Source organism: Paenibacillus sp. Root444D2 (assembly GCF_001426375.1).
Taxonomy (GTDB): Bacteria; Bacillota; Bacilli; order Paenibacillales; family NBRC-103111; genus Paenibacillus_E.
Genome location: NZ_LMEO01000034.1, coordinates 390,594 through 405,354, shown reverse-complemented (window position 1 = coordinate 405,354; position 14,761 = coordinate 390,594). Strand labels below are relative to the sequence as shown.

14 protein-coding genes are annotated in these 14,761 nt (G+C 46.3%); 3 read left to right on the top strand and 11 right to left on the bottom strand.

Annotated features, from left to right (window positions below; all coding sequences use genetic code 11):
- Positions 1 to 43: 43 nt before the first annotated feature.
- Positions 44 to 1,243, top strand: a complete 1,200-nt coding sequence (locus ASD40_RS20090) for a sensor histidine kinase (protein WP_057304924.1) — start codon at positions 44 to 46, stop codon at positions 1,241 to 1,243.
- Positions 1,244 to 1,387: 144 nt separating this feature from the next.
- Positions 1,388 to 2,074, top strand: coding sequence for a response regulator (locus ASD40_RS20085; protein ID WP_057304923.1), 687 nt, complete (start codon positions 1,388 to 1,390; stop codon positions 2,072 to 2,074).
- Between the two features lie 71 nt (positions 2,075 to 2,145).
- On the opposite strand, the gene ASD40_RS20080 is transcribed toward ASD40_RS20085, so the two are convergent.
- The 11 genes from ASD40_RS20080 to ASD40_RS20030 form a co-directional block, all read right to left on the bottom strand.
- On the bottom strand, positions 2,146 to 2,604 hold the full coding sequence (locus ASD40_RS20080; protein WP_057304922.1) for a hypothetical protein: 459 nt from the start codon (positions 2,602 to 2,604) through the stop codon (positions 2,146 to 2,148).
- A gap of 633 nt (positions 2,605 to 3,237) precedes the next feature.
- Positions 3,238 to 3,543, bottom strand: coding sequence for a hypothetical protein (locus ASD40_RS39435; RefSeq protein WP_442952681.1), 306 nt, complete (start codon positions 3,541 to 3,543; stop codon positions 3,238 to 3,240).
- The gene (locus ASD40_RS20075; protein WP_162251279.1) at positions 3,525 to 4,277 is read right to left on the bottom strand and encodes an IS4 family transposase; all 753 of its coding nucleotides are present in this window, start codon (positions 4,275 to 4,277) and stop codon (positions 3,525 to 3,527) included. The genes ASD40_RS39435 and ASD40_RS20075 overlap by 19 nt, the downstream gene beginning before the upstream one ends.
- 623 nt (positions 4,278 to 4,900) lie before the next feature.
- Positions 4,901 to 5,932 (bottom strand): zinc-dependent alcohol dehydrogenase, encoded by a 1,032-nt coding sequence (locus ASD40_RS20065; RefSeq protein WP_057304919.1) that lies wholly within the window; start codon positions 5,930 to 5,932, stop codon positions 4,901 to 4,903.
- Between the two features lie 42 nt (positions 5,933 to 5,974).
- Complete coding sequence (locus tag ASD40_RS20060) at positions 5,975 to 6,967, bottom strand: hydroxyacid dehydrogenase (RefSeq protein ID WP_057304918.1); 993 nt, start codon at positions 6,965 to 6,967, stop codon at positions 5,975 to 5,977.
- A 32-nt stretch (positions 6,968 to 6,999) separates the two neighbouring features.
- The gene (locus tag ASD40_RS20055) at positions 7,000 to 8,028 is read right to left on the bottom strand and encodes a Gfo/Idh/MocA family protein (RefSeq protein ID WP_057304917.1); all 1,029 of its coding nucleotides are present in this window, start codon (positions 8,026 to 8,028) and stop codon (positions 7,000 to 7,002) included.
- Between the two features lie 23 nt (positions 8,029 to 8,051).
- On the bottom strand, positions 8,052 to 9,587 hold the full coding sequence (locus ASD40_RS20050; RefSeq protein ID WP_057304916.1) for an extracellular solute-binding protein: 1,536 nt from the start codon (positions 9,585 to 9,587) through the stop codon (positions 8,052 to 8,054).
- A gap of 29 nt (positions 9,588 to 9,616) precedes the next feature.
- Positions 9,617 to 10,498 (bottom strand): carbohydrate ABC transporter permease, encoded by an 882-nt coding sequence (locus tag ASD40_RS20045; RefSeq protein ID WP_057304915.1) that lies wholly within the window; start codon positions 10,496 to 10,498, stop codon positions 9,617 to 9,619.
- Between the two features lie 33 nt (positions 10,499 to 10,531).
- On the bottom strand, positions 10,532 to 11,497 hold the full coding sequence (locus ASD40_RS20040) for an ABC transporter permease (RefSeq protein ID WP_057304914.1): 966 nt from the start codon (positions 11,495 to 11,497) through the stop codon (positions 10,532 to 10,534).
- A gap of 16 nt (positions 11,498 to 11,513) precedes the next feature.
- Positions 11,514 to 12,311, bottom strand: a complete 798-nt coding sequence (locus ASD40_RS20035) for a sugar phosphate isomerase/epimerase family protein (protein ID WP_057304913.1) — start codon at positions 12,309 to 12,311, stop codon at positions 11,514 to 11,516.
- A gap of 30 nt (positions 12,312 to 12,341) precedes the next feature.
- Positions 12,342 to 13,280 carry a sugar phosphate isomerase/epimerase family protein gene (locus ASD40_RS20030; protein ID WP_057304912.1) on the bottom strand — a complete coding sequence of 313 codons (939 nt, stop codon included), beginning with the start codon at positions 13,278 to 13,280 and terminating at the stop codon, positions 12,342 to 12,344.
- 243 nt (positions 13,281 to 13,523) lie between these two features.
- Here ASD40_RS20030 and ASD40_RS20025 point away from each other — a divergent pair, with 243 nt between their 5' ends.
- Complete coding sequence (locus tag ASD40_RS20025; RefSeq protein ID WP_156390118.1) at positions 13,524 to 14,729, top strand: ROK family protein; 1,206 nt, start codon at positions 13,524 to 13,526, stop codon at positions 14,727 to 14,729.
- Positions 14,730 to 14,761: the final 32 nt, after the last annotated feature.

The window sequence follows — 14,761 nt, the reverse complement described above, 5'->3', positions numbered from 1 at the left end:
ATGTACAATGATCATATAAGATCTTGTGTAAAGGAGTCCTTTTATGATTCAAAGAAGACCTTGGCACGGTGTGGAGTGGTCCCTATTTATCGTCTTGACCGGTTCTTCGCTGCTTGGCCTACTTTATGCGCTGCTGCATATGCATGAGCATGAACTAACGACTACCATCCAAACGATATTGGCCATCCTCCTGTCCTATGGTGTTCCATTTCTATTCTGGAGACCGAACTACATCAACTCAACCTTCTATCCGATTGCCGTGCTGCTGACAGGTATTCCTCTACAAATCTATCTTTCATGGATGCAGCAGGATGCGTACCTTTCTATTAATTGCCCATTAATGGTCATTGGATTCCTCACCGACCGAAAAAATGCTTGGTGGACCGCTCCCATATTTATGGTCGCAGTGCCTGTTGAGTATTTTTTCATCCTACACAGCGGGATGGGGGTTGGTCAATTATTTAGCATTATCTTAAATGCTGTGCTATTCTTTGCCATTGGCCTTAGCTTACAACGGGTTGTGACTTCGAATGAGAAGACCGAAAAGCTTTTAGCCGAGAACCAACGTCAGTACCATTTAATCCATGAGCAAAATAACGCATTAGAGCAGTACGCCAACCAAATCGAACAGCTTACGCTACTCGAGGAACGCAACCGAATGGCTCGTGAATTACACGATACAGTAGGTCATACGTTTACTTCCGTCATCATGGGGATGGACGCTGTGTCCTACCTGATCGAAACAGCGCCAGACAAAGCCAAAGAAAAGCTGGATGTCCTGCGTAGTGTAACCCGCAATGGGCTCGAAGAAGTACGCCGCAGCATTCATCAGATGGTTCCCGAGGGCGATATGCTGCTCTCCCAACAATTGACAAGATTGGCTAACGAATTTGCCCTTCATACCGGGACCCAAATACGGTTCACGACTATCGGTGAGGAATTCGAAATTCCGAAACAAACCAAACTTTCGCTCATTCGCTGTCTGCAAGAATCACTGACCAACGCCAAACGGCATGGCCGGGCTTCCACCGTAGAAGTTACCCTAACTTACTCCGACAGTTTAGTCGACATTCGTATTGAGGACGATGGCATCGGTACGGAGCAGCTGAAAGTTGGCTTTGGTATCAACGCCATGCAGGAACGCATATTTGCTCTGCAGGGTACACTGCAGGTAAGCTCCACATTAGGTCAAGGTACTATCGTCCATTGTTCCATTCCTGCCAAACGCTCGCCGTCATTCTAAATCCTTTCCCGTTGGAAGCACCGGGTGGTACAATGTGGATACAAACTTAAGCAGCGCTAATGATGGCCAGTTTTTCTGGTGAAAAATTCAAGTAACGCTTTCGATGCCAGTTTTTCTGGCGAAAAACTCTGAGGAGGATCAAGCATGAACACAACCCCGCTTAAACTTCTCCTGGTCGATGATCAGGATTTAATAAGAGAAAGCCTACACATCGTACTTGATATGGATCCGGACATTCATGTTGTCGGTTTGGCTGAGAACGGTCATATAGCTTTAAAGCAGTGCGAAGAACAGCAGCCTGACGTCGTTCTCATGGACATTCATATGCCTGTCATGGACGGCGTCGAAGCGACCCGCCAAATCAAGGCCGCATGGCCTCAGATTCGCGTCATCATCCTGACTACCTTCCAGGAAATCAGCTATGTCGTTGATGCCCTAGGAGCGGGTGCCGAAGGCTATCTGCTCAAAGCCATTCATCCGAAGGATCTGGCGGCCGGCATCAAATGGGTGCATCAAGGCGGCACACTCATCCCGCAAGATATCGCCAGAATGCTCGTCCAGGAGGCAAGGGGCGCTGCAGATCATACATCGCAGGGTGCCGGAGTCAAAGCTGTAGAAGAGCAGATTCGGGCCGATGCTTATGGACTCAGCGAGCGCGAAGTGCAAGTACTGCACTGTATCGCCGATGGTCTCAATAACAGGGAAATTGCCGAAAAGCTGTTTTTGTCCGAAGGCACCGTGAAAAACTATATTTCCAGCATATACTCGAAAATGGACGTCCGAGACCGCGTGCAAGCATCCAAGAAGGCGCATGAGGAAGGGATGCTATAGATTTTCAGCTGCACTAAAACAAGGAAAGACCGCTCTTCGACTAGGAAGATGCGGTCTTTTGTCTTTTTCAACTATCCGAAAAGCTTCTCCAGTAACGACTTCTTTCGTTTCCGAATCTTTCTGTAGCTTTTCACCCTGGAATAGGTCGGCTCCTCATCAACCGGTTCAGGCCGTTCAGTTGAATAGAGCGTCAGCTGTTGGGATTCCTTATGCAAAGCTTCGGCATCCATGTCCGTCGGCTGCTGCAGTACGACGATCCCGTTTGCCAACTGCTCATGAAGCTTATGTTCAATCTGATATTTAAACTGCCGAAGCAATTGTTCTTGCTGTTTGTTTTGGAGTTCAAAATGCGCATGAAGCTGCGTTTGAAGATCCGCCACTTGCTGGGAGAGGAGCACAACGGCTTTTTGCAGTGAATGAAGATGCTGTGTACCGATGGGTTCGTCCATTTCAAACTCCTGAAAGTCCTCTCCATTCTCAGCTAGCAGTGCATGCAGTTCCGCAGCCGTTATAAGATCATCTTTCTTCATGTGCTCCCCTCCAATCCGATCATACTAGGCTCCCGCAGCATCGCGCGCTTACCTGCTCCCTCTATTGTACATGATGTGTATGAATTGTTCACCTTTTGATTCTGTGGGTTAGGAGTAAATCAAACATACAAATAGAATCCCATCTTAAAAAGAAACAGCGAAGCCTTCGGTTGAGTGGACAAGAAAAACATCGTTAGAGACAAGATTACACTTCCCTCTCGCATCTGTAACGATGAAAAATATCTTTACAGCCTCACTCAGCGCACAAAGCTGCTTTTTTCTCGTTTGTAAGAATGAAAAACATCGTTACAGATACGATTCCACTTCCCCCTCGCATCTGTAACGATGAAAAATACACTAAGCATGCATCAAACCTAACATCGTAGAATAGTTTAATTGGATCAAAGGTTATCCACAAAAAATAACATATTATTACATCTGGACTTTATCCATTTGAGCAAAAAYAGCAACACCTATTAAGTTGACGTGTTTCTCCAAAAAAAATTGGATATTTGGCTGTTTGTTATTGCCTTAGTTCAGAATGATCCGCTGCGGTTCCATCATCACTTGCCGACTACCTGTTTTCTGTCTACCTTTNAAAAAAAATTGGATATTTGGCTGTTTGTTATTGCCTTAGTTCAGAATGATCCGCTGCGGTTCCATCATCACTTGCCGACTACCTGTTTTCTGTCTACCTTTCGAGGTCCTGGTTGGTTCCCGRTTTAACGCCACCAGAAACTCCTCCCATKGGTGAAAGRCATATGACCTGAGCAGCTTTAGCACCGCCCACTGTGTTTTTTTCGTTTGCARCTTTAACTTTAAAAGCAGGCTAACGGCGAATGCTATYAGTGACAAGAAAAGGTGGTTCCAAACCGCATCTGGATGAYAACCGAACAGTTGAATAAGGTTAAGATGCTGTTTTACCCACTTGAAAAACACTTCGATGAGCCAGCGTTTTTTGTAAATGTGTGCGATTTCGGCTGCTGGTAAGTCCCAATAAGGTTAAGATGCTGTTTTACCCACTTGAAAAACACTTCGATGAGCCAGCGTTTTTTGTAAATGTGTGCGATTTCGGCTGCTGGTAAGTCCCAYCGACTTGTCACAACGCGATAATGACCACCTTTTCCATCTGTGAACTCCACGAGTCGAATCGGAACAGTCGTCTTATTGGTCAACACATCCACATCTCGAATCACGTTCGGGGAATCCGTCGGAATTTCCCGTTCGGTACCTGCTACCGGGTAGAGATGCAGCAAGTCACGTACGCGTACAACAAAACGTTTTCCTTCGATTACCCATCTTTCAAAGTGAAGGCATTTCTCATATCCACGGTCCATGACATAGGTCACGTCATCATCCGTTATCAACTCCATCACGACAACGGATTCTCGGACATTTACCGTCGAGGCGATCACCTTATCAGGGAAAACGGTGTCTGGGTCGGYGACAACCACACGTGTATGGAGGCGGACGCCTGTTTTTCGTTTACCGCAGCGAGCCCAGCTTCCAAGGAGGGTTGGAAGTGAAATGTCCGTCGCATCAATCAGATGCAAGCGACCGATCGATTTGGARATCCCAGAGCYYTTCTTGCTCGTCTCTTGTATCTGCTGAATCAGCTGGCAGAACAAGTGCTGTAAGCTCTCCGTACAAAGTGCCTTTGTCTTTCTCGACATTTGGGATTCGCTGACGGAATAAGATGACCTGTCGGAGCTCAGGATGAGCCCGAAGTTGCTCCGTGATGAGATCATACGATTCTAACTGGAGTAACTGTGCCAAGATATGGAGTTTAACCGCGGCCGGTGAAACAAGCTTATGAGACCGATGATCCTCGATGAGACGGCGTTGACCAAAAAAATTAATCATTTGAAGGCATTTACAAATGGCTGAAATTTGTTTATCGTTATCCATGGGTTTGCTCCTTTTGAGGGAATGATGGATAACACGTCGTCATTCTCTACAATAGGAGCATTTTTTGTATTCGTCCACGAAAATACATCATATTATTCCTWATATAGGAAATTATTCTAACAATATTTTCATGTTAGGTTTGATGCATTTGTAGTGTGAGTATTCGTCCACGAAAATACATCATATTATTCCTTATATAGGAAATTATTCTAACAATATTTTCATGTTAGGTTTGATGCATTTGTAGTGTGAAAAATATCGTTACAGCTTTGTGTACTGGCTGTATGTTGTTGCACGCTTTGCAACAATATGAATATGAATTGGATACATCCATTTCAAAAAAATAAACCGCCCTAAGGAGGTTTCCTTTAGGCGGTTTGTCTTAAAGCTATTTGACTTCACAGTCAATCATAACGTGAATGGTATCCCCTTTGTGTTCATTCCTCAATTGGAATGCCCGAGCGACTTCCGCGAGGGGAACGACGTGAGTAATCATTTCCTCGGTGTTAACTAATCCGTCAAGGACCAGCCGCAGCCCTTCATCGAAGTAGCGCCGGTTGTCGATGTCCCGCTTAGGTTCCGTTGAAAGAATATCCAACCGTTTTTTATGAACCTTGAAGAAATCAACCGGCTTATGACAGGTGCCGATGCAGCCGTACATTACAATACGTCCGTTCTGCGCTGCTGCATTAATTGCGTCTACCATTCCCGCTCCTTCCAGAAGACAAGGAATGACCACGTCAAAGCCATCCGGGAAGTCTGCTCCCACGATATCCATGGTATCCGCATGTTCATGAGGGATTTTATAAGTATGCGTGGCACCATATTTGCGTGCTAGCGCCAGTTTCTCGTCAAACAAATCCGTTACGACCAAATTTCTCGGGCTAAACATATTTATGACTTGGGTCATCACTAGACCGCTGACGCCTTGCCCAGTAATCAGCACGTTCTTATTAGGGGAAATGTCCCCGAGTTCTGCTGCATGGATGATGCCCGGAAGCACTTCAATTAGCGAACCCTCGATTAACGGCAGGTCTTTGGGCAAAACTTTGAGGGAAAAAGGGGTGCAGCATACATATTCGGCAAACGCGCCCCAAACATACCGCAAAGCTACATGATCGCCTTCCTTGACGCCAATCACATTAGGGCCGACCTTATCTATAACCCCTGCAACTTCATGTCCCAGCCTGGTCGGGTACGAAATAAATTCAGGCTCGCGCGCACCACGGAACACCTCAACGTCACTTCCACAAATACCGACCCACTTGACCTTGACGCGTACTTCGCTTTCCTTGGGTTCCGGGATTAAAGCCCGTCTGACACTAATCTCTCCGATGGCATCCATAACCGCACACATCTGCGTTCCAGGACCATTATAATCTACCAATTCCATAGGAGGAACGGACATTTTTCTAACCATCTGCGTATTTCTCCTTCCGATATAAAAGGACTCTGCGACCTGTTAGGCCATAACTTCCCACATTTTCTCGTTTACTTCATACGTCGTCTTCTCTTCCCGCAGGCTTCTGATGATGTCTTCGACCACTTCCTCCATCAACGCAAGGTGGCCTTGTACGGAGGCACCGGCAATATGAGGAGAAAGAAGTACATTCGGCAGAGACCGAATAGGATGATCCGCAACAAGAGGCTCCTTCTCAAACACATCAAGTGCGGCAAAAAATCGTCCGCTTTGAAGCCCTTCCATAAAGGCCTGCTCATCCACCACAGGGCCTCTGGAAGAGTTGATGAAGACCGCACCATCCGGAATAAGTGCCAACAATTCACGGGTTAGCATTCTTTCCGTAGCGGGAAGCTTTGGCGCATGCACCGAAATGATGGGGCAGCTCATAACTTCCTCCAGTGTTGCCCTCTTAGCATTCAGCCGGGCTGCCGCTTCTTCCGTCAAATAGGGATCGTAAATGAACACATTGACTTGAAACGGCGCAAGCAATTTGATAAAAGCGCGAGCCGTAGAGCTAGCTGAAATGATACCGACCGTGCTGCCGGTAAGCTCTCTTCCCTTCAAACCGGGAATCTTCCATTTCCCTTCCCGCATCGTGGAATCGAAAGCAGGCAAATACCGCAGAGATGTTAGCAGCGCAGCCAAGCAATATTCTCCTACACTTAACGCAATTCTCGGAGCTGCAGAAAATACTTTGACTCCGCGAGAGAAAATCTGCTTAGGAACAAGGTTCTTCACAGTTCCAGCCGCATGGCCAATGGCGCGAAGCTTGACGGCCTTCTCAAGCATTTCGTCTGTCAAGCTGGGGGAGCCCCAGCTGGAAATAATCACTTCCGCATCCGCAACCAGCGCTGATAACTCATCCTGTGTATAGTCGCGTCCTGTCTCATTCCACACCGGCTCGAAATGTTCATTTATTCTCACACGGCACGCCTCCGAACATACTTCGTCCAAACGAGATTGCGGTGAAAGCATCAAGGTTTTTAACTTCATTGCAAAAGTCCTCCTTCGTTTTCCCTCAAGGATTAGAGCTGCACAACCTGACCAGTCCGCATCGATTCAAAGCAACCGTCGATGACCTTCATCACCTGGATGATTTCCCGGCCTGAAGCCAGCGGCTGACGTCCTTCTCGTATAGCGCCCACAAATTCCTCAAGCTGCCATGTGAAATTAGCGAAATTGGTTTCACACGTTTCCAGTTTCTCTCCATTCAAACTAAGCTCGTATTCATCTTTCAGATGCAGCAAACCATTCGATCCGATTAAATATCGATCGTAAATGCTGTTCTGCGTAGACCATATACGCTTTCCTGTAAGACCAACTTCATCCGTCGGGCGGCAGCCTGCATTGAACGACATCCATACATTCGCCATCCGGCCTTCGCCAAAATTCATGGAAATGGCAACTTCATCCTCCCCGGTCCAATTCGGGTTGTTGGAATGTCCCTGAGCATAGACCGACAGAGGGGCTCTACCGTAAGCCCATAGCATATAGTCAAGAATGTGGCTTCCCCAAAGTGGAATAATAAATCCACCGATTTTCGATTCGTCCTTCCACCATTCTGCTGCCGGCTTATCCATATGCGCCAGAAGCAACGCGTTGATATTAATTAAATCGCCGATAGCTTTCTCTCTCACCTGACGGATCGATTCCATCACTGGTTTATAAAAACGGCGGCTTTGCCCGATCATTAAAGTGACGTTATTGGCTTCCGCAGTTTCTAGCATCTCCTCTGCTTCCTGCACATTCATCGCCATTGGCTTTTCAACCAGCACATGCTTGCCGGCACGAAGCGCCTTAATCGAATATTCCGCGTGAATATCATGCGGTAGAAGCAGAAGGAAAGCGTCGATATCCGGATCATTGACTGCGTCATCATAGGAAGTATAGGTTTTCACCCCTTCCCACTTTTCAGCTTCCGACCGCAATTTACCTTCATCGCGAGATATAAGGGCAACCAATTCAATTTGTTCAGCCAGCTCCCGTACTGCCGGAAGATGGGACTTCGATACGCGTCCCAATCCAACAACAGCCAATCGCAATTTTTGCAGCATGGACTCTCGCTCCTTTTCTCTACTTATTTACCGTTTTTTCTGTCTTGAAATGCCTGGTTGAACTCGTCGATCATCTTCATGTAATTGGCGTCCGCTTTGAACGACTTAACCATAGCATCCCATGATTCGATCGGTTCTTTACCCATGATTACTTTTACTTTCATATCGTCCATCTTCTTCTTATAATCCGGTCCCATTTTCAGATCGACGTCAGACAACAGACCGATCGATACATCGGATACGCCGTAATTTGAACGATCGTCAACGATTTTCTTGTTACGCTCGAAGATTGCTTTCGGCATACCTACGCGGTAGGCCCACAGGTACGGATCAAATCTTTCGAAGATTTTACCGAATGAGCTTTGCGATACACTGTCTTTGACTGCTTGCTCTGTAGCCATTTTGAAGCCGTCTACCACCTTGAAGTGGATATCCTTAAGGCCGTAGCAGGCCAATTCAAAGCCTTCCTCGGACGCGCCGTAATCCATCAAAGCCAGGATTTTCTTCATTTTGGCTTCAGGAACTTTTTTCGGGATCACGTATAGCCCGGCAAATCCGGAGCCCGTATGAACCATTTTACCAGTTGGGCTTTCAAGATAAGTCATAGCAACAAAATCGGCTTTCGGATCAAGCTTTTGTGCACCTTCCGTAGAACGGAAAACACCTTCTGTGGTATCCATTTGGACACCGACTTTGCCTGCTTTCGCCATGTTTTCAAAATCGGTGGTTTTCATAGCAATGAAGTCTTCAGGCAATATTTTATCCTTGTACATTTTGTTTAGATAAATAAGTCCGTCTCTTGTTCCCTGTTCCAGATCGGTGTCAACCAGCTTGCCGCCTGCTTCTTTCCATTTACCGTTACTTTTGTTGAAAATATCGATAACTTTTTCCCAGTTTTTACCGTTATACCCATATGTGTCAGCTTTGCCGTTCTTGTCGGGGTCTTTATCAACGAATGCTTTTAATGCTGTATAGAACTCATCCATTGTATGCGGCATCTTCAGCCCTACGTTATCCAGCCAATCTTGGCGGATATTAAAGAAACTGCTTCCATGAAGCGGACGTACCGACGGCAGGATATATTGTTTGCCATTCACTTTGACACTGTCCATAATTTCTTTCGGATAAGCCGATAGATTTTTATAATCCTTCAGATAAGGCGTCAAATCCCAAAACGCGCCTTGCTTAATCATGTTGATCGCCTGCGTTTGTTTCATGTCCTTGATCTTCATCAGATCAGGCAGTTCACCTGAAGCCAGCATAACGTTTTGCTTCTCTTCCCATGCGTTTGGAGATGCCCAGGTAATATTTAGCTTGGTATTCGTACGCTTCTCGAATTCCTTCGTAACTGGGTTATCAGCTGCCGGTGGCTCCGGTGTGCTAAACTCCGTGAAAATGCTGATTTCCGTTGGTTTACCACCGTCTGCAGTACCGGTTGTTCCTGTTGTTGAAACTGGCGCTGCGCCGCCGGAACAAGCCGATAAGACTGATGCTACCATGATGAATGCTAGAGATGCAGGCGCCGCTTTAGATGTTATGACCCTTCCTATTTCTTTCATACTAACCCTCCTCATTCATTTTAAAAAGATTATCCTTTCACCGAACCCAGCATGACGCCTTTAGCAAAATGCTTTTGTAGGAACGGATAAACACACAGGATTGGAAGCGTCGCTATAACGACTGCAGCCATTTTTAAAGTTTCGGTAGGGATATTTTGTTCTGCCATCATTTCAGCTGCAGCTGATCCCCCCGCTTGAGTCGACGAGTCAATCAACATATTGCGCAGCACGAGCTGAAGCGGCCATTTGGCATGATCATTGATGTATAATACCGCACTAAAGAATGTGTTCCAGTAAGCCACTGCGTAAAATAATCCGAATGCGGCAAGTGCGGGAAGTGACAGCGGAAGGACAATCCGGAAGAAAACGCCGATATCAGTTGATCCGTCGATGATAGCGGATTCCTCCAACTCAACCGGAATGCTGTCGAAGAAGCTTTTCATCAGGATGACGTACCACCCGCTGGTTAGGACCGGTAAAATCAATGACCAGACGCTGTTAATCAAGCCCAAATCGCGAACCAGCAAGTAAGGCGGGATCAATCCCGGACTGAACAAAAGCGTAATAAGAATCAATAACATGATTAGTCTTCTACCCTGCAACCGCTTACGGGATAAACCATATGCGAGCGCAGCTGTTATCACCAGGCTGAGCGCGGTTCCAACAGTAGCTAGAAAACCACTGATCATCGTTGCGCTTTGAAAAGCCGACGTAGACAACAAATATTTGTAAGAATCCAATGTCCATTTTTCTGGAAATAAGATATAGCCTTGCTTCTGGATGTACTCCGCCGGATCCGTAAAAGAAACGACAAATACATAATAAAGCGGAAAAAGCGTAATGATCGCTATAATGCCAAGCACAATGATATTCGCTGTATCAAAAATGCGGTCGCCTATGCTTCGTTTCATTATTCTCACCCCGTTTCCGATAGTAAGCGGTGATTAATACACGCCTTCTTCGCCAAAACGTTTTGCCAGCTTATTAGCTGCAATAACCAGAATCAATCCAACCACCGATTTGAACAAACCGACGGCGGTACTGAAACTGAATTGTCCCTGCTGAATACCCAGACGATAAACGTAAGTTTCGAATACATCCGCGACATTAGACACTGCGCCGTTCATCATCAAAAATACTTGCTCAAATCCAACGTCCATAATATGGCCGAGCTTCAAAATGAACAAAACAACAATGACACTGCGGATCGCGGGCAGCGTTACGTGCCAGGCTTGCCGAATACGGTTGGCTCCATCCATTTTAGCCGCTTCATACTGCTGAGGATCCACGCCCGCAATAGCGGCTAGGAAAATGATCGTTCCCCATCCGGCCTCTTTCCAGACGTTTTGTACGGTAAGCAGTACCCAGAAATTATTTTCATTCGTTAAAAAGTCATATTTGGCAGCCCCTAAACTGACTAGCATCTTATTGACAATGCCCGAGGACTGCGATAACAACAAGAAGGTAATCCCTGCGATAATAACCCACGAAAGAAAGTGCGGCATATACACGATCGATTGGATCCACTTTTTGTAGATTGCATTGCGCAGTTCGTTCAATAAAAGGGAAAGTAAGATCGGCAGCGGGAAAAAGAACACCAGGCTCAGCAAGCTGATTGCCATCGTATTTCGAAATAGAAGATAGAAGTCTTGGTTTGAAAAAAAACGGATAAAGTGTTCAAAGCCAACCCACTGACTTCCCGTTACACCTAAGTATGGCGAGTAATCTTGGAAAGCGATGACGACTCCCCACATAGGAACATATTTGAATATCAGAAAAAACAATACGCCAGGAGCAATCAACAAATAAAGAAATTTGTCTCGTCTAAGTCCGTGCATCACGTGCTTCCATCTGCTTTTCGGTGCGGTTTTTGCGAGACTGCCCACATACAATTCACTCTGAGCTGCCATGGTACTGCGCCTCCTTTTACTTAAAAAGCGATTTCGCGTAAGCAAGATCTTCGGCGATGTACCGGTCTTTATTGGCCAGATCCGTGTACTCCGCAGTCAAACATACAACACCGGCATAGTTTCGTTCTTTTACATAGTTAGCAATCCGTGGCCAGTGGGCCATACCGTGCCGTCCGGTCGTAAAATGACGCTTCCACTCGGCTGTTTCGGCTTCGGGTCCGTTGCTTCGAATAAAAAAACCGTTTTTCATGTTCACCATAGCAAGGTGCGACCAAACGATGTCCAGTCCATATTCGGGCTGCTGTCCCGCGAATGCGTCGTGCGCCGCATCCCAGACTACGCCGACATGGCCTGGGCTGAGGTTATCCATCAACCGCATAATGCCATTGGAATCGATGATAAATTTCCCGTAATGCTGCTGGACGCCAACCTTCACGCTGTACTTCTCGCAAAGCGGTACCAGCTCTTCCAACTTCCGCTTGGTCCGTTCTTCCGTCGCCTTGTAGCCGTCCTGATCTATGTTGACCATGATCCGGATGAGCGGCACTCCAGCCTCCGCACATGCGGCGAAAACCGATTCATCGGTTGAAGCGGCAACGCTGTATATGTTGACCCCTTGTTCACCGAGCTGCTTAGCGAATTTCGTCAGCGTTTTCTGGGCGGTTTCAGGCTCAACCTGAAACCCGGCGCGCACGGGAAGCTCAATGCCGTCAAAACCGATACTGCTTACAAAGCGGGCCAGCTCTGGTGCCGGCTTATCTTTCCAATGCTTGACAAAGAGTGAAAAAGAAAATGGCTTTTCTGAATTTTCCACAGCAGTGCAACACTCCCTCAGTCGAACTTTTTATACGTTGACATTAGATTTTGTGATACTTAGCAACTGCTGCACATCTTTGTAACATTGCTGCGCCAACTCGGTATGTACGGGAAGATCGGAGCCAGGCTTGCTTACACTTTCAACGGTGAGGTAGCCGTTGTACCCGACTTGCTCCAGCCCCCGGAACACTTCGTACCAGTCGATACCGCCCTGATTAATAAGCCGGTGACAATAATATTGTTCTTCCTGTTTGCCCTGTTTTGGCATGACCCGGTGGTATCGGCCGATATGCGGCACATAATCACTATATTCGAAAGCCCAAGGATACTGGTTTCCTTTCAATTCCACGATATCTTTGATATGAACATTGAAGAGGTATGGCTTTAATCGTTTAATGGTTTCTATCCCATAATCAGTCGGTACCTGATACAAGTTGACCGGATCTATTATTAGCCCTACATTACTTCGTCCTACCGCTTCAACAAAGGCGATTGACGAATCTGCCGTATCACATAGTGTTCCATGGTGCATTTCAATAACCGCTCGGATATTGCGTTCGCTAGCAGCATCGGCACATAGTTGAAACCACTTCACTGCTTTCGTAAAGTCATCCTTGGAAACTTCATCGGAATGCTGAAATCCTGGATTCAATCTCATCATGCGGCATCCGATTGTTGATGCAAAATTGAGATAACGCCCCCATTTCAGAAACTCGGCATTATTTTCCTCCTCTGAATTGCAGGCGAAATTCCCTACAAACAGAGACAGATTGATAGGTGTTAGACGATAGCCTTCAAGCAAATCTTTAATTTGCTCCGCCCGTTCTTGCGAGATATGACCGTCTTTCAACTCACCAACACCACGAATCTCGACACCCTCATAACCAATCGCAGCCGCATCTTTCAAAAAATGCTCGATTGTAGAATCATCATACATATTACCGCCTAAGACGATCATCGCTTTCATCCTATCCCCTCCGTAATAGCGCTTTCATTAATATGAGGATATCATAATTCAAACGCCATACTTACGTCAAGATTTAAATTAAGTATTAATTTAAAATGAAATTTGTAGTGAAATTTGTTTCTATTAAGTAAAAATATATTGAACTTTGTTCTATTTTTTATTAAAGTGAGTACACTACCCTTATAACTATAGGTTCAGGTATAATCGATTTAATGACATAATGATATAGCGACGGTGAAGTTCATGATAATTCCTAATAAAAGTGATCAAAAGGGCAGCAAAACCAGTATCATTCAAGCCTTGCGCATGCACGGATCCATGCCTCGGATTAAATTGACCAAAGTTACGGAACTGAGCAGGGCTACCATCTCTTCAACAATTTCTGAGCTAATGGATTGGAATCTTGTCAAAGAAACGGAAAAAGCCCCATCCACGGGTGGGCGTCCAGCTATTTCTCTAGAGCTTGTGCCAGGATCCCATGGCATTATGGGTGCCGATTTAGACAATCAAGTATGGACGCTAGGCGTGTTTGACTTACTTGGCAATGTCCTACATATGACAAAAATACCCGTCAGCTCATCCCAGCCCGAGACAGCCATCCAGGAATTGACTGATCAAACCTCAAAGTTTGTGAAGGAATTGGACATAGAGGTCATCAAAATGTTCGGTCTGGGAGTGCCAGGTCTTGTCGATACGAGACGAGGTATTATTAGGAGCGCATCCGATTTGGGCTGGTCTAACGTGAACATCGAGGAAATAGTAAGTAAAAAGCTTGGTTGGCCCACCGTGGCCATAAACAGGCACCGCGCCCGCGGGCTTGCCGAATGCCGATTCGGTTCAGGAAGCAGCTACAAGCATATGATTTATGTCGGGGTCGGCTCCGGCATAGCTGCCGGAATCTTTAATGATCGGCAGTTGGTGTCCGGTTCATTCGGCGGGGCAGGTGAGCTCGGGCATATTACAGTTGAACCAGACGGACCTGTATGTCCTTGTGGAAATAACGGATGTTTGCACCTATACGCTACGGCTTCAGCTATCGAACAGGAAGCCCGCAGACAGCTTCGCTCCGGTCAAGAGGAAAGTTTGCTTAACGGTGTAGTACAAGGAAACGACCTCCAACTTCTCCAGGCAAGGGACGTTTGTTTGGCCGCAGATCAGGGCGATGAATTGGCGATACGCGTCGTTAATCATGCCGCCACTTATCTCGGCATTGCTCTGGCTAATCTGGTCAATTTACTGAATCCCGAGGCAATCATTCTTGGAGGATCCATCCCCAGTATGTGCAGCACCTATGTACAAACCGCCACCAAAGTTATGAAGCAGCGGTCCATGATGGCTCTATCTGCCGGAATAGCGGTAGATACCGCCGTATTGCCTGAAATCGGCGGAGCACTCGGTGCAATCAACTTTGCGCTTGATCAACATTTTTCTTTTACAATGATTCAGTAAAAATAAATCTCCACATTAGATTGCATAGTCCG